The organism is Methanococcus voltae (assembly GCF_024807655.1).
Classification (GTDB): Archaea; AGJL01; Methanococci; order Methanococcales; family Methanococcaceae; genus Methanococcus; species Methanococcus voltae_D.
In genome coordinates, this window is the sequence record NZ_JANUCR010000001.1 from 444,481 (window position 1) to 462,128 (window position 17,648).

General features: G+C 29.2%; 17 protein-coding genes and 1 tRNA gene. 7 read left to right on the plus strand and 11 right to left on the minus strand.

All coding sequences use genetic code 11. The features are described from left to right. Positions 1 to 52: 52 nt before the first annotated feature. A complete protein-coding gene (locus J3E06_RS02075; protein ID WP_013180664.1) occupies positions 53 to 907 on the plus strand; it encodes a TIM barrel protein in 855 nt (284 codons plus the stop codon). A gap of 126 nt (positions 908 to 1,033) precedes the next feature. Here the strand turns inward: J3E06_RS02075 and J3E06_RS02080 are convergent, their stop codons facing one another. Continuing rightward, positions 1,034 to 1,474, minus strand: a complete 441-nt coding sequence (locus tag J3E06_RS02080) for a UPF0179 family protein (RefSeq protein ID WP_013180665.1) — start codon at positions 1,472 to 1,474, stop codon at positions 1,034 to 1,036. 409 nt (positions 1,475 to 1,883) lie between these two features. Between J3E06_RS02080 and glmS the strand changes: the two genes are divergently transcribed. The 6 genes from glmS (at position 1,884) to J3E06_RS02110 (ending at position 8,711) form a co-directional block, all read left to right on the plus strand. Next, positions 1,884 to 3,773 carry a glutamine--fructose-6-phosphate transaminase (isomerizing) gene (gene glmS / locus J3E06_RS02085; protein ID WP_013180666.1) on the plus strand — a complete coding sequence of 630 codons (1,890 nt, stop codon included), beginning with the start codon at positions 1,884 to 1,886 and terminating at the stop codon, positions 3,771 to 3,773. A 192-nt stretch (positions 3,774 to 3,965) separates the two neighbouring features. Continuing rightward, positions 3,966 to 4,080 (plus strand) — tRNA-Trp (locus J3E06_RS02090). Positions 4,081 to 4,303: 223 nt separating this feature from the next. Next, a complete protein-coding gene (locus J3E06_RS02095; RefSeq protein WP_259163702.1) occupies positions 4,304 to 4,510 on the plus strand; it encodes a class III signal peptide-containing protein in 207 nt (68 codons plus the stop codon). Positions 4,511 to 4,571: 61 nt separating this feature from the next. Next, positions 4,572 to 5,261: a metallophosphoesterase family protein gene (locus J3E06_RS02100; protein WP_013180668.1), complete on the plus strand. Its 690-nt coding sequence runs from the start codon at positions 4,572 to 4,574 to the stop codon at positions 5,259 to 5,261. A gap of 204 nt (positions 5,262 to 5,465) precedes the next feature. After that, positions 5,466 to 6,872 (plus strand): single-stranded-DNA-specific exonuclease RecJ, encoded by a 1,407-nt coding sequence (recJ, locus tag J3E06_RS02105; RefSeq protein ID WP_013180669.1) that lies wholly within the window; start codon positions 5,466 to 5,468, stop codon positions 6,870 to 6,872. Between the two features lie 165 nt (positions 6,873 to 7,037). Next, entirely contained in the window at positions 7,038 to 8,711 is a 1,674-nt protein-coding gene (locus J3E06_RS02110) for a phosphoadenosine phosphosulfate reductase family protein (RefSeq protein ID WP_013180670.1), read from the plus strand. A 115-nt stretch (positions 8,712 to 8,826) separates the two neighbouring features. Here J3E06_RS02110 and flaJ read toward each other — a convergent pair whose 3' ends face one another. The 10 genes from flaJ to J3E06_RS02160 form a co-directional block, all read right to left on the minus strand. Then, a complete protein-coding gene (gene flaJ, locus J3E06_RS02115) occupies positions 8,827 to 10,503 on the minus strand; it encodes an archaellar assembly protein FlaJ (RefSeq protein WP_013180671.1) in 1,677 nt (558 codons plus the stop codon). 9 nt (positions 10,504 to 10,512) lie between these two features. Next, positions 10,513 to 12,171, minus strand: a complete 1,659-nt coding sequence (locus tag J3E06_RS02120; RefSeq protein ID WP_013180672.1) for a type II/IV secretion system ATPase subunit — start codon at positions 12,169 to 12,171, stop codon at positions 10,513 to 10,515. Positions 12,172 to 12,186: 15 nt separating this feature from the next. Further along, positions 12,187 to 12,879 (minus strand): ATPase domain-containing protein, encoded by a 693-nt coding sequence (locus tag J3E06_RS02125; protein WP_013180673.1) that lies wholly within the window; start codon positions 12,877 to 12,879, stop codon positions 12,187 to 12,189. 226 nt (positions 12,880 to 13,105) lie between these two features. Further along, on the minus strand, positions 13,106 to 13,558 hold the full coding sequence (locus J3E06_RS02130) for a flagellin (RefSeq protein ID WP_013180674.1): 453 nt from the start codon (positions 13,556 to 13,558) through the stop codon (positions 13,106 to 13,108). A 176-nt stretch (positions 13,559 to 13,734) separates the two neighbouring features. Continuing rightward, positions 13,735 to 13,989, minus strand: a complete 255-nt coding sequence (locus J3E06_RS02135) for a hypothetical protein (protein WP_259163707.1) — start codon at positions 13,987 to 13,989, stop codon at positions 13,735 to 13,737. 133 nt (positions 13,990 to 14,122) lie between these two features. Then, positions 14,123 to 14,530 (minus strand): FlaD/FlaE family flagellar protein, encoded by a 408-nt coding sequence (locus J3E06_RS02140; protein WP_013180676.1) that lies wholly within the window; start codon positions 14,528 to 14,530, stop codon positions 14,123 to 14,125. A gap of 58 nt (positions 14,531 to 14,588) precedes the next feature. Continuing rightward, positions 14,589 to 15,668, minus strand: a complete 1,080-nt coding sequence (locus tag J3E06_RS02145; RefSeq protein ID WP_013180677.1) for a FlaD/FlaE family flagellar protein — start codon at positions 15,666 to 15,668, stop codon at positions 14,589 to 14,591. Beyond that, on the minus strand, positions 15,658 to 16,224 hold the full coding sequence (locus tag J3E06_RS02150) for a flagella accessory protein C (protein WP_013180678.1): 567 nt from the start codon (positions 16,222 to 16,224) through the stop codon (positions 15,658 to 15,660). Before J3E06_RS02150 ends, J3E06_RS02145 begins: the two co-directional genes overlap by 11 nt. 10 nt (positions 16,225 to 16,234) lie before the next feature. Continuing rightward, the gene (locus J3E06_RS02155) at positions 16,235 to 16,930 is read right to left on the minus strand and encodes a flagellin (protein WP_013180679.1); all 696 of its coding nucleotides are present in this window, start codon (positions 16,928 to 16,930) and stop codon (positions 16,235 to 16,237) included. Positions 16,931 to 16,979: 49 nt separating this feature from the next. After that, on the minus strand, positions 16,980 to 17,630 hold the full coding sequence (locus J3E06_RS02160; protein WP_013180680.1) for a flagellin: 651 nt from the start codon (positions 17,628 to 17,630) through the stop codon (positions 16,980 to 16,982). Between the last annotated feature and the right edge of the window lie 18 nt (positions 17,631 to 17,648).

A 17,648-nucleotide genomic window follows, 5' to 3' on the forward strand; every position in this document is an offset into this window, starting at 1 on the left:
TTAATTGACAATAAAAAAATATAATTTCTTCAAAATAATATAACGTGATATTGTGATAAAATTCGGAACTGCAGGAATTCCAATAGGTGCAACTACAACAGAAACTTCTTTCGAATACCTAAAAAAATTAGAGTTAGATGCTATGGAGTTAGAATTCGTTAGAAGTGTCCATTTGAAAGCTGAAAAAGCAAAATACTTAAGTAAATTAACAGGGGGTATTTCATTAAGTGCTCACGCCCCTTATTATGTGAACTTAAATGCTAAAGAAGACGAAAAAATCAATTCGAGCATTGCAAGAATTTTAAAAAGTTGTGAAATAATGGATATTTTCGCAAAAAATAGAATTATAAAAACAGCCTCTTCAAAAATCAGCGTGGTATACCATGCAGGATTTTACCTAAAACAAAAACCTGAAGAGGTTTATGAAAAAATTAAAAATAATACTCAAAGAATAATCAATTTAATGGATAAAATGAACTATGATGTAATTTTAAGACCTGAAACTACAGGAAAACTTACACAATTTGGTACTGTTGAAGAACTAACAAAATTGTCCAATGAATTAGGTAATGAATATATCTTGCCTTGTATTGATTTTTCACACGTTTATGCTCGTAGTTTAGGCAAAATAAATAATTATGAAGAGTTTTGCAAAATATTAGAATATTTAGATAATCAAATTGGAAAAAAATGTATAAAAAATATGCATATGCACGTTTCAGGTATTGAATTTGGAAAATCTGGAGAAAAAAAGCACTATCCTTTAGAAAACTCATGTTCTGAATTTAATTACAAAGACTTATTAAAAGCTTTAAAAGATTTTAAAGTATCAGGCACTATAATCTGTGAAAGTCCTTGTTTAGAAAAAGATGCGTTAATTTTAAAAAAATATTATAAAAGCTTATAAAATTTAAAAATAATTAATCGATTAATTGATTAGTTGATTAATCGATTAAATATTTATTATATTATTTGTTTAGTTATTTTTTATAGTTGATTCCATATTAGATGATTGTTTATACATTTTTAGTAGTTAATCTTCCTTAATAGGTTCAATTAAAACTCTTTTCAAAGAATTACCCGCAGGGCATTTTACTTTTGTGCATAAAACAGATACTATTTTATATTTTCCATTTTCAATTTGTGGTTTACAGTATTGATAATTTTCGCATAATACATTATCACAAGCCACATCCTTATGAGAAATTGTTAAACCCTCTAAAGCTTTCTTTGATTCGATATTGATATTCAATTCAGAGGGTACTACTTCGACAACCTTTACGCCCTCTGAATGAATGCTACACGGGTGCGTCGTAGCCCTAACTTCCGTTATTTTATACTTAACTCCTTTTTCTAAGTTGCCGTGGCACATTTTTTTAAATTTACAGGCATCACACTCGTCTACTGGACCCATATATACAAATTCATTACCTTTTATTGCTAATTTATTTCCTATTAATGTTATTTTGGTCATAATTTCACCGATAATAATAAACTTACTTTATTTTTAATTTTTAATTTTTTATATATTTAGTTGTTTTTGTTATTTGTTTTAATTTTTTTATATATCATAATTATCTAATATTTTATAATATTAAACATTATACTAATATATTGTAAATCATATATTAATTTTAATTTTGTTGACCTTATTATAATTATATAAAAATATAAAAATATAATATTTATTTGAAAAATATCATTCTCAAATAAATATCCTAAGAGATATTATGTTTATCAATAGTATTTTAAATAGATACTATTGATTTTAATCAAAATTAATTCAAAATAACAATTAATTTAAATCATTATTGCAATATACAACTTTATTATAAAAAATAATTATGCAAATTGGTTAATTAATCACAAGTAAGGTGTAAAAAATGTGTGGTATAATTGGATACATCGGTTCAGGGAATGCTTCAGAAATATTATTAGATGGGTTAAAAAGGTTAGAGTATAGGGGATACGATAGCTGTGGAATTGGTATCATAACTTCTAATGACATATTAGTTAAAAAAAATATAGGAAAAGTAAAAGAAGTATCGGAATACGAAAATTTTGAAGAATTCCCCTCCAATATTGGTTTAGGCCATAGTAGATGGGCTACGCACGGGGGAATTACAAAAGAAAACTCACATCCCCACACCGATTGCAATAATGAAATCTGTATCGTCCATAATGGAATAATTTCAAATTATAAAGAGTTAAAAAATAAATTAGTTAGTAAAGGGCATGTTTTTAAGTCAGAAACAGATACGGAAGTTATACCTCATTTAATAGAAGAAGAAATAAAAGAATTAAAAAATAAAAATAAAAATAATAATGAAAATAATAATAACAAATATTCCAAAGAAGACTATATCAATTGTATAAAAAAAGCATTTAAAAAAATTGAAGGTACATATGCAGTCGTTATAATCAATAAAAACTTTCCAAACACTTTGATTGGTATACGAAACGAAAGTCCTATGGTTGTTGGACTTGGAAAAGATGATTCAGAGTATTTTATAGGTAGTGATGTGTCTGCATTTTTGAAATATACTAATAAGGCTTTACCATTGGAAGATGGAGACTTAATAATTATCGATAAAAATGATAACAAAATTAATAATGAGAAAAGTAATTCATATAAATTTGAAGTATTTAATTTAAAAAATAATTGTGTAAAAACAAATATTTCAAAAAATATATTAACATTGGATTGGAATATTGAAAATGCGGAAAAAAAGGGTTATGAACATTTTATGCTAAAAGAAATAATGGAAGAGCCAGAAATTATTAAGAATTCCATAAAAATATCTCAGGAAGAAATTCAAAAACTTGCTGGAATGATAAATGATTGTGATAAAATATACGTCATAGCAATGGGTACATCATTACATGCTGGAATGATTGCAGAATATTGGTTCTCAAAACTTGGTAAACTCGTAATTCCCTGTGATTCATCAGAGTTTTTAATAAAAGGTATTATAGATGAGAAAACGCTAGTTGTAGGAATTACACAAAGTGGTGAAACATACGATACTATCAAAGCCATTAAATATGCAAAGAATAAAGGTGCTAAAACTGCATCATTAGTTAATGTTATAGGTAGTACCGCCACAAGAGAATCAGACGTTACTATTATGATTGGTTCGGGTTTAGAAATATCCGTATGTGCCACCAAAACCTTTATGTCCCAGTTAGTAATCCTTTATAGGTTGTTTATAGAATATGGTAAATTAATAAATAAAAATATGGAAGTATATGAAAAAGAATTGGAAAAAATTCCTAAATATATATCTAAAACTATTAAAAATAAAGAAAAAATAAAAGAGATTTCTGAAAATTTAACTGCTACAAATTATTTATTTATTTCAAAAGGGATTAATTTAGCAAATGCTTACGAAGGAGCGTTAAAATTCAAAGAAATTACATACTTACATGCCGAAGGTATGAGTAGTGGATTCTTAAAACACGGTACAATCTCTTTAATTGACAAAAATATGGACACTTTGGCACTAATTCCACCTTTAGAATCCCCATTATTAAGTTCTGTGTTGGCCAACGTGGAAGAAATAAAAGCTCGTGGTGGAAAAGTAATCGCAGTAGGTCCTAAAAACGTTGATTTAGAAGCAGTTGAATTAATCGAAGTTCCTAATCTAATAGAAGAAGTAAGTCCTTTTGTATATGCCCCAGCTTGTCAATTATTAGCATATTATAAAGCTTTAACTATGGGTAGAGACGTAGATAAACCTCGAGGTCTTGCAAAAAGCGTAACAGTTGAATAATTTATAAAATAAATATTATAATTATACTTTTTTAAGTTTTTATTTTTAATTTTAATTTTTTGTATAGTTATTAGCCAATTTACGATAATACTAAAAATATATAATTTTAAAAATTATATCCCTATTAAAAACATTAACCGTAAGCTTTATATACTTAATAATTTACTTTATTATTATATTTAATATGTATAAGGGAGTATGGTGTAGTCTGGTCTATCATCGGGGACTCCAAGTGCCTATACGGGCTTGGACCGAAACCCGATGCAGGAGATATCCCTGGACCTGGGTTCAAATCCCAGTACTCCCACTTTTTTTATAATAATATGTCTTAATAATGTTCTATTTTAGTAGATTAATATGATAACAAATAATTAATTATATATATTGCCATATGTCATAAATATATACAGAGTTATGTAAACTATCTACAATACATATATATAACATTGAAATAAATGTTATAATACATAATAAAGTTTTTAATAATCGAATACTATAAGGCATAGATAAATTACTCTTATGAACGGGTGATGAGCATGTTAATGAAAAAATTAAAATCAACAAAAGGGCAAATTTCCATGGAAGTAGGTATTTTAATTGCTGCAGCAGTTGCAGTAGCAGCAGTTGCAGGATATTTCTACTTAACAAATGTAAAGAGCGTATCATCAGATACTGCAACTACAGCAAACAACGTAATTGCTAACTTCACTGGTGAAGCTAACAATACCGTAAACTAAATAATTAGTTTAATAATATAAATTACATTTTTAATTTTTTTATTGTTATTTTTGTGAAATTATGAGAATTATTGGATTAACTGATTTACACAATCGTATTATAAATTTTTCGAAGATTTTAAAGTTAAAACCCGACTTAATATTAATTTCAGGAGATATAGTTAAAACCAACGACTATAGAATTTTAAACATTTTAAAAGAATTAAATAAAACAGTCCCCATTTTTACGGTTTGTGGTAATTGGGATTGTCAAGTTTCTTCAGATATAATGACCAGCTACGGGATAAATATTGATGGTCGACTGGTTAATTTCAAAGGCGTGAATATAATTGGTTTAGGCGGAAGTACCTATACACCATTTAATACACCCAATGAATATTCGGAAGAACAAATATATTCTAATTTTATAGATATTTTACAAAATAATATAAATAATTTGAATAATCCAAAATTTAACAATAATAATAGATTAGATAGTTTAAAAGAAGAATTAAAAGACAATTTTATATTACTTTCACATATGCCTCCAAAATATACAATGGCTGATTTAACAGAAATAGGTTATCTTGGTAGTTCAAGTATTCGTAAAATTATTGAAGAATACAATCCATTGTTATGTGCTTGTGGACATATTCACCAAAACAAAGTTATTGATAAAATAGGAAATACATTAATCGTTAACCCATCTTACAATGGCTTTTACATTTACGATACATTTTCAAAAGATTTAGAAGTGTATGATTTAGAATAACCATTATTTTTAAAAATATATTTTCAATTTAAGCTTTTTTTTAGATTAATATTTTTTAGATAATATTTTTTTAGATTAATAGGTATTTTAAATGAAATTAGTTTTAATAATGTTTACTTTTTTAATTTCGTTTTATCTAAATTAAATAATTATAAAAATTAGTAAATCATATATTACTATCGTAAAGTATTTAGTGGTGTTTCTATGGAATATTTATCAAATATGCAAAAAGCAACAAATGAAATATTGAATCACAAATATGACAATATAATCGTTTATACACATATTGATACAGACGGTCTTAATTCAAGGGCAGTGTTGGAAGAAACTTTATCAAGACAGGGTATTTTTCCAGAATACAGATTTTTAAGACAAATTGATTATGGGACTATTGGCGATATACCATTTGGAGATTACGATTTAGTGATATTTGCAGACTTAGGGAGTGGTCAAATCGATATGATAGATGCTCAAATAAAATCTATGAATATAAAACCTCCAAAAATAGTGATTTTTGACCACCACCTGTGTCAATTTAAGAAGATGCCTGAATATATTACTAATGTTAACCCTTCACAGGACGGGTTAAATGGTAGTATAGAACTTTGTGGGGCAGGTGTTTGCTATTTATTTGCAAGAGGACTAAGTTTAGATAATAGAGACTTATCAAAATATGCTTTGCTTGGTGCAATAGGGGACGTACAAAATTTAAATGGAAAATTGGAAGGATTAAATAGAAATGTAATTTTAAAAGATGCTCTCGATTTAAATTTAGTTTCAAAATCTCCCGATTTACAATTTTACGGAAAACATACAAGACCGCTATTTACTTCAATAAAATACTTTACAGATGTTAGAACAGATTTAACAGATAATGATTCTCGAATTATAAACTTTATAAATCACGTAAATAAAAAGTACGATTCGGAAATAACAAATACAAATTATATTTATCAATTAAGCGAGACTCAAAAAAGAGCCGTAGGTTCGGAATTCTTTAAAAAATGCGTAAGATATGTGCCAAAAGAATGGATACCTTACTTACCAAAAGTAATATTTGGGGAAAGCTATGAACTTTTAAATCATGAAACAGGTACGAGTTTCAGAAGCCTTGAAGAGTATTCTACTTGCATAAATGCTTGCTCTCGATACAGTGAATATGAAGTGCCTTTAGAAATATTAAAAGGTAATATGAGTTATGAATCAAAAATGCTCAAAATGTTAAGAAAACACAAACGAAATCTTGCTAAATCAATGGATACTATTAAAAATGACGTAGAAGTAGTCCAAAAAGATAAATTTCAGTATTTTGAGGTATCAAATAACGAAATACAGGGCAATATCGTAGGTATTATTGCAGGGATGTCTTATTCAATAGAAAAAGTTGATTGGAAAAAACCTATCTTTGCAATATCTGAACTCGATGAGGGCTATAAAATATCAGCAAGATGTCCAAAATTATTATCATTTGCTGAAGATATCAATTTAGCAAAAGCCATAAATTATGCCTCTGAAAAAGTTGGAGGTACGGGAGGGGGCCATAAGTTCGCTTGTGGTGCTTATATACCAGATAAAAAGGATTTTGTGAAGTACTTAGTTGAAAAAGTATAATAATTAAACAACGATTTATTTGATTAATATTGCAAAAATATATATGTATATATATTTAAAAATCCATTCTATTTTAATTAAAATATTTATTTAATAATTTAATTAATAATTTAATTAATCTTAATTTTAGTCGTAATTATAATTTTACAAGTTAAAAGGGATAATATGAAAAAAAGATTTGGTAGTGTATTAAATATATCCAGAAAAGTCTCGGAAACACGTAGTTCCTCAAGAAAATGGGAAAAAGAGGATAAAAAAAGAGATGAAGAGAAAAATAAAAAATCTCAAAATAAAAATGATAGTAAATCAAATAGTAATCGATTTGATTTAGATACATACATTAAAGATGAAAAAAAGGGCGAAAAATCTAAAAAAGAATTTAAAAAGAATAATACGAATAATAAGAATAATAAGAATAATCATAAAACCAACAAAGATAAAAGAAATACCAAAAATAAAGATAATAATACTACAATAGTAAATAAAAACATTGAATCAAGGGAATTGTTGCAAAAAAAATTGAATCTAAAAACTAATTTAGAAAATTGGTACCCTGAGTATTATTATAAACAAGATGCCAAATTTGCATCACCCCATGAACTAAAAATACTATCAGAACTTACAAACATTGATTTTAAAGATAATGTAGTGATATTAGAACGATTAAGTGGTATGGACTATAGAAAAAGAGTAATATATGGCAAAAAACAGCTTGGAATATTAGAGTATAATCTAAAAGAATTGAATTGGCAATTTGTACCCAATCCTGAATATTATATGTATCTCAATCACTATGATATAGAATTAAAACCAAGTAAAATGAGATTAAAAGGTAAATGGATAAAAGAAGAGTACCTTTTAGATGAAAAATCTAATTTAAAAACATATGGTAAAATTGTAAATTCTGAAGAAAACCCGAATAACCCATTATGTAATGATGTGGGCATAAAAATGGGCAATTTTATTGGTCATGGCGTTAAATCAGATAATCGTATAAAATTAAAGGATTTATCAAAAATATCAGAATTTGAAGAAGAAAAATTAAGTGAATATATTGAAAAACGTTCAAAATATGTTGAAATACTAAAAAATAATTCTTTAAAATTATTAAAGCACTTTATTGAAAAATATAAAAATAAAGGATATGTTATAAATGCCTCATTTAGCGGGGGTAAAGATAGCTCTGTATCCACATTGTTGGCTAAAGAAGTAATGCCCGATATTGAAGTAATTTCAATAGATACAGGCTTAGAATATCCTGAAACTATCGAATATATAAAAAAATTCTCAAAAGAATATGACTTAAATGTGGATATAATCGATGGAAATAACTTTTGGGAAGATATCTTAAGAAATGGGGTACCTACTAAAGATAATAGATGGTGTAATAGCTCTTGTAAATTAAATCCTTTAAAAAATTACCTAAAAAAGAAATATCCTGGTAAAAAAGTATTAACCATAGATGGTTCACGTCAATTTGAAAGTTTCACTCGTTCAAATTTAGATTATGAACGAAATAGTAGTTTTATAGACTTCCAAACTACTGCATTTCCGATTTTAGATTGGAATGCATTGGATATTTGGACCTATATTTACAAAAACAATGTAATTTATAATCCATTATACGATGAAGGATTTGAAAGAATTGGTTGTTATCTATGTCCTTCAGCATTAAATAGCGAATTTAACAGGGTTAAAGAACTTTATCCCGAATATTACAAACGTTGGAGTAAATACCTATCTAAAAGATATAGTAAAGATGAAATAGATAGGGGATTCTGGAGATGGGATAATTTACCACCTAAAATGAAAGAATTAAAAAAAGAAATGGATATTTAAATATCTAAATTATTTTTTATTTTTATTCATATTATTTTTATTTTATTTATTTGTTTATTTGTTTATTTGTTTATTTGTTTATTTATTATTTATATTATTTTTTATCATATTCATTTTAAACCGGTATTGTAGCATTTAATAAGCTATTTGTAACCATTTCTGTAACTACAGCAACTATTGAAGCTATCCAAACCATTGTACTGAAATGAAGCAATGAAACTTGATAATGTCCGCCATCCATTAATTTTATTAAATAGGATGAACATAATGAATAGATTATCAAAGTTCCATACATCATATATGAAATAAATCCAAAGTCAGATGGTGCTACAACGTGTACCATACTGAGCATTGTGTCAGGTATGTCTAAACTGGAGTATAATCCATTAACCATTGATGCTACACCATATGAAGCAAATAAAGTTAAAGCCATACCGCCGGATAAACCATACATAACCCCTGCAAACTGATTAACGTTCTGGTATTTAGAACGTCTTAATTGCAATATTTTACGGAAGTTTCTACCTATAATATGGGACGCTTGACCAGAATTACCGCCTAAATAGGTACATCGTTCATACATCTCTGAAAAGAGCTGTATCATATAACTACAAGTATCATGTCCAAAGTATTTCCAAGATTTTTGACCATCTATCCTAATAGATAGCCTCCTGTGTAATGCAACGAGGTCTTTGGTAAGTGGTCCAAAATCATTTGTACACAAATAGCCCAAGGATTCTAAGGTTCCACCACCTTTTGCACTTACTGAATCACCCAATGACCTTAAAAAGTCTGGAAAGTTATTTTCTTTACGAATAACTAACGATTCCTCACGTTGTGCAATATACCCGCCTATCATTAGTGGAGTCATTGCTATTGAGAATATTATTTCATAAGGTATACTCAATAATTGGGGTGCCTCATAGATGTATTTTCCCCAAAACAGTGCAAGTGATAAAACTAAAGTCAAAAACACTGAAATTATAAGCCATTTTTTTAATTTCCTATCAATTGCAGTTGGTTTTTCACCAGTGTGCCATAATCTATCATATGGCAATTTATTCTTAATACTGTATATTAGAATAACTTCTATTATCATAAATATGAAAATTGCAACGGTTACCATCGTTATAAAATCATAAGGCAATAAAAATGGTGCGATAATTGCAAACGTCACAAAGAAAGATACAGAGGTTATTGCACTCACATACATTTCTTTAAAGTTATCTAAGGAATATAAGGCTCTTTCATAGAAACCAGCATATTCTTCCATTACAATATCTTGCTCCCCTGCCAAAAATTCCTTTAATTCCTGACCGCTGTCTATAGAATATGCCATTCTATCTAAAAAATCACCAAATTGACTGCTTGGTGTCCTGTTTGCTAAAAATCTACAAGATTCTGCTAAAGACTGATTCCAACGTTTTACTAAAACATAAATTTTACGTGATTCTTCTGCAAGTTGTCCTAATTCTTCTTTTTCAACAGCCAATAATTCTAAAAGTGCCTTATTGTCTAAATCAGTGATAGATAATACCCCAAATTTAGTGATATAAACATGTAATCTTTCATTTATTTTCTGTTTTTGGGAATCTAATTCAATATAGGGATATCCTAAAGCCCCGCCCAAAAGAAGTAGGGGTAGTGCCAAAACCAAAAGTCTTGTAATTCCATCAAAGTATATGAAGCCCAAAACTACCATAAATAATGAAGCAACTACTGCAGGAAGTACAAATTTTAAGAAATAATCTTTTGGTTTTAATCCTACTCTTGGTAGTATATCTAAAATCATTTAACCACCTTATATTGGGAAAGGTAATCCCTCCAATCCATTTTCATAAAATTTCCAAATTATATCTAATACATCATGATAATCATAAATTTCTCTTGCAATCATTTCTTCAAGAATTCTAACCCTTAAATTTAATTCGTCATAAATTTCTCTTGGGTCTTCATAACCTGCAACAGTCGCAATTTTATCCTCTAAGATATAACTGTTATTTAAACCAGTGAAGTTATGGATATCTTTTTGAGGGTCCCATTCAAAAACACCCCTTGTAATAACCCCATCAACTTCTTTATAATATCCTTCAATCTCTTCGACAGATACTACTCTTCTTAAAAATTTACCCCGAGTATAAACTGCCAACTGGAATAATGCAATATTCAAGTTATCCATAAACGTTTGAGGTATGTTAATTGGGTCACCAGTAAGCCTTTGAATCATTTTCCTTACGTTTGCTGCGTGGAAAGTAGATAATACAGGGTGTCCTGTTTGCATAGCTTGGAAAGCTACTGCTCCCTCTACCGACCTGATTTCACCTACGATAATGTAATTAGGTCTGGACCTTAAAGCTGCCCTTAACAAATCAAATAAAGTAACCCTACTCTCTTCAGGCCCTCTTTCTCTGGTAAGTAATTGCTGCCATACTGGATTAGGTGGCTTAACCTCTGCAGTATCCTCACAAGAAAATACCTTAGATTTAGGCTTTATAAATGGCATTATTGCATTTAAAGTAGTAGTTTTACCAGAAGCTGTTTCTCCACATACAAATATGCTCATACCATATTCGAGACATAACCACAAATATGCTGCAATTTCCGGAGACATTGTACCCCAGCTGATAATTTGAGTAATACTTGTAGGTGTGTCGGAAAATTTCCTTATTGTAAATGAAGGACCTTTTAATGAAACATCGTTAGAGTATAGAATGTTAATCCTTGAACCGTCCGGCATTGAACCATCAACAATTGGGGTAGCATCAGACACCGGTCTACCCATCCTCTCACATAAATTTTTCAAATAACTGGACATATCCCCGTCATCTTCCCATACGATGTTTGTAGGCAACATATCAAAAGTTTTATGAACAAGTTGGGTATTCTTTGGACCTATAACGTGAATATCTTCGATTGTAGGGTCTCTTTTAATAGGCTCTAAATTTCCAATTCCTATTAAATCTCTCCTTAAAAGATAAACAAATTTATCCCTTTGAACTTTTGTAATAGGAATTGCACTTGAATTTGTTAATTTATCAACGAATCCAAATTTAGATTTTTTAGTGGCCTTATTTGCATTTTTATCAACTTTTGTTACAGTATCAAAAATGTCAATTAATACTTTTGAAAATTCATCATCACTTTCAGGAATTTCACTATAAGGAGCATATTCTAAAATTTTATCTAAAATTTCAAAATATTTCGCTCTTTCAGTTGCAGTATCTAATTTAGGCTCTATTGCAATATATCGAGTCCTTTGATTTGCAGAACCGTAAACATGTATGAATAAAGGGTCTCCAATTGGATAAATAACATTTGGATATTTTATTCCCTTTATATCACCTAATCCTCCAATATCAGTGATATAATCAGGAACTTTCATATATGTTTTCTTAAATCTTTCAACGTATTTCTTTAAATGGGGATTTTTCTTTTGTGCAGTGTTAAAATCATCAGCCATTATATCACCTACTCATTATGCCACTGAGGATATCTCTACTGCAATTCCAAGTCCTGGGTCAACTCTAAATACCATTACCTTTTGGAATGGTCCTGCAGCCATATTATATTTCACTATTTTGGCAGAATTTTTAAGATTGCCACCAAAAGCGTATGTTTCGGTCTTTATAACCATTGTAGCAGCGGTTCTTAACATTGTTACTACTTGATCGGAAAGTTCTTTGGGATTTATTGTATATATTATAATTTTATTCATTGATGCAATTCTCTTCAAAAATGACATTAAATCGCCCACCTGAACCTCACTTGCATCATTAGATATTAAGGTAGATAGGGAATCAAAAATAATAATATCTTTTTCATAAAAAGCTCTTGTAGTCATTGACTTCTTAATAAAATCATCTTTCTGAGTATTATCTGAAATCAACGGATAAACAGGAATATATAACAAATTACCATTTAGTAATCTCTTATTTATCATATATTTTAAAGAAGTCATTTGTTTAACAAACTCTGTGGTGGTCGATTGTGTGGAAATGTATGATAATGAATATGAATTTTGTAAAAAGCCATAGCTAAGCCTTTGTGAAAGTATTGACTTACCAGAAGATTCTTCACCTTCTATATGTATAATACTTCCGTATGGGATTCCTCCCCCAAAACGCTTATGGACATCGTCTCTTTCAAGCTCTATTTTAGCATATTTCATTAGGACCACCGATATGTGTAAATTTTAATAAAAACTAAATTCTATAAATTATTTTAATAAATATAAACAATTTGACAATATTTATTTTTTAAACCGAATAATTAATAATTAATAATTATAAAATTATACTACTAAAAATTGATTACCCGAATAGAATTAAAATGAATATTATTTAATCAGTTACCTATGATTAAATAATAAATCTATTGTAATCTTTTAAATTTAATTAAACTATTTCTCCAGTGAAAGTTCTTGCAATACCATCACTAATTACAACCTTAAACCTGTGGTATCCACTGGTATTATAGGTAATATGTAATTTTCCAACTTTGGAGCTACCCAATACTTTAACAGAGCTGTCGCCTTCAACATATGTGTTAGATATTTCTACAGGATTTCCATCAACTAACACGCTTATAACTTCTTTATCAAAAGTTATAGGAGATTTACCCGTATTTTTTAGATATATCATTGTAGTATCTGTTGTATTCTTGAGAACATATCCAGGATCGTTTATTATTTCAAAATCCTTAGTAAGTTGAGACGAAAGAGAATCACCTCTTTGTTCTAACCCCAATGAAATTTTATGAGTGCTCGTTGCAAGAATTCCAGATACTGCTGCTGTGATTATCAAAACACTAACAAATAAAATGATTTCTGAAAATACATTCGAAGCCATATAATCACCTTTGACAGCAGTCAAATAAAATAATTATTTTTATTTTTATTAGCCTAAATAGTGTAAATAATTATAAATTTTTATAATATTTTTAATTTTTACGCATATACAAATCTATTAATTTAATATATAATTGTTTGTATGACAACAATCTAACTATATTATATCTTTGTATATTACAATTTATAATAATATTTATTACCATATTCCGAAATTAAGGAAATTCTACAAGGTGTCGATCCATTGATTGTTATTTCAACCTTATTTAGTGGCGTTATATAACTTTGATTTGCAATATAGACTTTAGGCGTCCCATTGTACATAACAGTCCAATGTTCAGAATTTAATGTTTCTGTACCGTTGTTGGACAGTTTCAAAACTATATCATCACCTAATTTGGTTATATTAATCAATTCTAAATTTTCATTCATCTTACTCTGCAAATTTTCAGTATGATCAGAATAAGCATTTGTAAATTTAGAAGATACAACATCTACTGAACTGTAAAGATAAACAGAACAAATCAGTAGTGTTGTTAGTATCAAAACCGATCCTACAGTAGAACTAAATCCCATAGTATTGCTCTGCTCCTTTCTTGATTCTTCTAATTTCCCACTCTAATTTGTCTAAAGCTTCAGAAGATACTTTTTTACCATTTAATCTTTCGATAAATAATAAAGATACCAAGTGGTCAGCAATGGTCAATTTTCCTACTGATGTTTCAATGTCGTCGTCATCTAATCCAATTCCTTTTGAGAATTTTAATAATTTAGCGATAGCTTTATCTGAAACCCATCCTAAATTATAGTAGAATTCTAAAACATCTGGAACGTTTGAATGACCTACTCTTTCACATAAGTATTCTAACCATTTGAATACGAAGATTGATGAATATGAATCTTCAGGGATTGTTTCTAATTTTGCAGGTTTGTGGCTTTCAAGCAAGATTGACGATAATGTAGCAGTGTTCATATAATTCACTCCATTAATCCTATTATTGTTAATAATCATTTTTGGATATTTTTAATAATTATAATGTTTGTAATTCAGTTGCCCATTTTTTAATTCTTGTAATTTCTCTTTCCATTTCTTCAAGTTCATCTACTGAAATTGGTCTTCCAGCTAACTTTTCAATGTATAATAATGAAACCACGTGATCCTCAGGGGTCATTGATTTACTTGCTTTCCACTCCATATCTTCGTGGAAATATTTCATATTTTTGGATATTTTTAATAATTTATTCACTGATTTACCAGAAATCCATTTTAACGAATAATAGTAGTCTAAAACGTCTACTAAATTGTTAGTACCAACTCTACTAATTAAAAATTCTAACCATTTAAATATAAGCATTGTTGATAAGGTATCTTCTGGCAATTCTTGAAGTCTGGTATTTTCACTAATGTTGGCAATTTCTGACTCCATATTTCTTACCTCCACATAATCCATAGGAATTTTAACTTCATTTTCAAGACCGGCAGATTTATTTAACTCTTTTTTATCTTCTGGTAAGGATTCGACTTTTGCTGAATTATCAATTACTACATCATTATTGTATTCTTTTGAATCGATTTCTTGAATTTTAGGATTTTCAATCAATTCAATTTCAGGAATTAATTCTTCTTCAGTAATTGGAATACTATCATCAGTGTCAATTTCAGAAAGTTCTATTTCATCGATTTCTTCAATTTTCTGAATCTCTTCTAAAGATTTTGGGCTTTCTAAGATTTCAGGAGATTCATTAGTTAAATCCAATTCATCCAAATTATCAATTTCTTTTTTAATATCATCCGAAACCTTTGTTGCAGATGAAACTGTAGCTACTTTCATCAATGCGTCTAATTTATGACTTAAATCATTGATTTTATTAGTTAATTCGGCAGCTTTTTTATCTTCTGGTCTCTTACCAAAATAAAGGTCTGAAACTCTATTTACTATTTTGTTTAACTGATTTCGGGTCAGATTTCTATTTTTTAAATTATTTTTCAATAATTCTACAATAAATGATGGAATCTTATGTCTTAATTCATCGAGATAGTCTTCCATCTCACTTTCTGTCATGTACTCTTCTTCAAGAGAAGCGTAATCCATATCTACTTTACCAATCATCGGAATCCTCTCCTAATATCGCTTTGGAGAATTCTTCTTCTGCGAGTATTTCATTAATTACTCCATCTAAGTCAATATCATGTTGTTGTAAGTATACATTTGCAAGAATTACTACATCATTTTGTAACTCTTCAACTCTTTTCTTAAGATTCGTAGATTCATGTTCAATTTTTTCCACTTTTTCCATACTAGTTGCAGTAACTTTGGAAATTCCAATAAATGGATTTATTTGATTTGAAACCACTTCATAGAGAGCCATCATGTCTTGAAAATTCTCGTTTATGTTATGAATGTCACTTCTAAGATTTTCATTTTCTTTTCTTAGATTAGTAACCATCATTTCAATCTTCGGAAACTTGGATTCAAGTTCACCCATTTTGGCAAGAAGTTCTTCATTTGCAGCTACTAAATCATTATTTGATTCGGCTGTGGTTTCCTCATCTAGTACGAAGCTGAATTCGTCTTCAGAATCATCTTCAAGAGGTGTAGTATCATTCTTCTTGCCCAATTTGATCTTCTGTTTTATATCATCGATTATTTCAGAGATATTGGGCATACTATCACCGTTATTGGAGCGCTATAACGTTATTGTTGTATACAGGCGGTGTTGTAAAGTCTATTATACCAGAAGCACCAAATTCAGGAATTACTTCCCCTTGGATTCTTATTCTGTTACCAATATCGTCCCCAACAATTTCACCAATGTTGATAGCCAATAACACTTTGTCTCCATAATTAACTGTTGGATGGTCTCCAGAAACTGATTTATCCATATCTTGGAGTACAATGATACCAAATTTCTTTTCACCATTACCACTACCATATGCATCGTCAAATGGCCATGCACCTTCGTCGTAATTACCATTTTTTTCAAAGATATTATTTGTACCAGTTGCATTTTCCAATCTTGCATTAGAACTATCATTTTCATACAATAATGAGATTTTATTTTCTTTTGTAGAGAATGTAACAACAGTAGTTGATAAATCGATTTCATCTCCAATATTTGGAGAAACCATTATGGCTATTTTATCCATATTATATTTGTCAACGGCATGACCGGAAACTTTCATTACCTGTAAGCCACTTGCAACTTGTTGTGTACTTTCCTGACCAACTACTGCAGCTTTATGTTGTAATTTACCTGCTGTATTTATAATAACCGAAGCAGCTACGGCAGCTACTAAAACGAGTGCGATAAAAATTATCAAAGTACCAATACCCACCGCACCTTTTTTATTATTCATAAAACTTTTTAACATGTGCCATCCACCTCAATATAAAAAATAAATTAAGATATACTTAATTTATCTATTGTAATTGAACTACTTTGGCATCATCTAAGTAAGTAGCAGGTGTTGTGAATGATATAACTCCTGGTGCACCGAATTCTGGTTGTACAGTTCCTGAGATTGCAGTTCTTGCAGTTGCTGTGAATGATGTTGTGTTAACTGTGATAGCTACAATGTCACCTTTGTTGATAACTGGGGTAGCAGCAGCACATGAACCATCAGCATCTTGAATAACTGCAACACCGAATTTTGTTGCAGATAATGTTTTCCAACCTACTGTAGCATCGGCAAACATATCTCCACCATCTGTTAAGTCTTTGTGGAATGTTGAATCGTATTTGTAAACTCTTTTATTTGCACCATCTGAAAGCATTACTACAGCTTGACTTAAATCAATTGCTGAGCTTCCTGCGTTAGGTGATATGTAAATTGCTGTTTTGTTTATATTAGCACCATTGTGCATTCCCATAACTTGTGCAATTTGTAAACCGCTTGCAACTTGTTCAGTACTTTCTTTTCCTGTTGTTGAAGCTTTTTGTTGTAAAAAGCCACTTGTGTTAATTAAAACACTTGCAGCTACTGCTGCAACTAATACCATTGCTATGAATACGATTAAGGTACCTATACCTGAAGCACCTTTTTTGTTATTCATAAATTCTGTTATTTTCATAAATATAACCTCTCAAAT

Bases quoted from the DNA above. Each gene is read 5' to 3' on its own strand.
- J3E06_RS02155 (WP_013180679.1), bottom strand. From the start codon at position 16,930: ATGTTAAAAAGTTTTATGAATAATAAAAAAGGTGCGGTGGGTATTGGT.
- J3E06_RS02150 (WP_013180678.1), bottom strand. From the start codon at position 16,224: ATGCCCAATATCTCTGAAATAATCGATGATATAAAACAGAAGATCAAA.
- J3E06_RS02140 (WP_013180676.1), bottom strand. From the start codon at position 14,530: ATGAACACTGCTACATTATCGTCAATCTTGCTTGAAAGCCACAAACCT.
- J3E06_RS02135 (WP_259163707.1), bottom strand. From the start codon at position 13,989: ATGAATGAAAATTTAGAATTGATTAATATAACCAAATTAGGTGATGAT.
- J3E06_RS02125 (WP_013180673.1), bottom strand. From the start codon at position 12,879: ATGAAATATGCTAAAATAGAGCTTGAAAGAGACGATGTCCATAAGCGT.
- glmS (WP_013180666.1), top strand. From the start codon at position 1,884: ATGTGTGGTATAATTGGATACATCGGTTCAGGGAATGCTTCAGAAATA.
- J3E06_RS02130 (WP_013180674.1), bottom strand. From the start codon at position 13,558: ATGGCTTCGAATGTATTTTCAGAAATCATTTTATTTGTTAGTGTTTTG.
- J3E06_RS02095 (WP_259163702.1), top strand. From the start codon at position 4,304: ATGAGCATGTTAATGAAAAAATTAAAATCAACAAAAGGGCAAATTTCC.
- recJ (WP_013180669.1), top strand. From the start codon at position 5,466: ATGGAATATTTATCAAATATGCAAAAAGCAACAAATGAAATATTGAAT.
- J3E06_RS02100 (WP_013180668.1), top strand. From the start codon at position 4,572: ATGAGAATTATTGGATTAACTGATTTACACAATCGTATTATAAATTTT.
- J3E06_RS02110 (WP_013180670.1), top strand. From the start codon at position 7,038: ATGAAAAAAAGATTTGGTAGTGTATTAAATATATCCAGAAAAGTCTCG.
- J3E06_RS02145 (WP_013180677.1), bottom strand. From the start codon at position 15,668: ATGATTGGTAAAGTAGATATGGATTACGCTTCTCTTGAAGAAGAGTAC.
- flaJ (WP_013180671.1), bottom strand. From the start codon at position 10,503: ATGATTTTAGATATACTACCAAGAGTAGGATTAAAACCAAAAGATTAT.
- J3E06_RS02080 (WP_013180665.1), bottom strand. From the start codon at position 1,474: ATGACCAAAATAACATTAATAGGAAATAAATTAGCAATAAAAGGTAAT.
- J3E06_RS02120 (WP_013180672.1), bottom strand. From the start codon at position 12,171: ATGGCTGATGATTTTAACACTGCACAAAAGAAAAATCCCCATTTAAAG.
- J3E06_RS02160 (WP_013180680.1), bottom strand. From the start codon at position 17,630: ATGAAAATAACAGAATTTATGAATAACAAAAAAGGTGCTTCAGGTATA.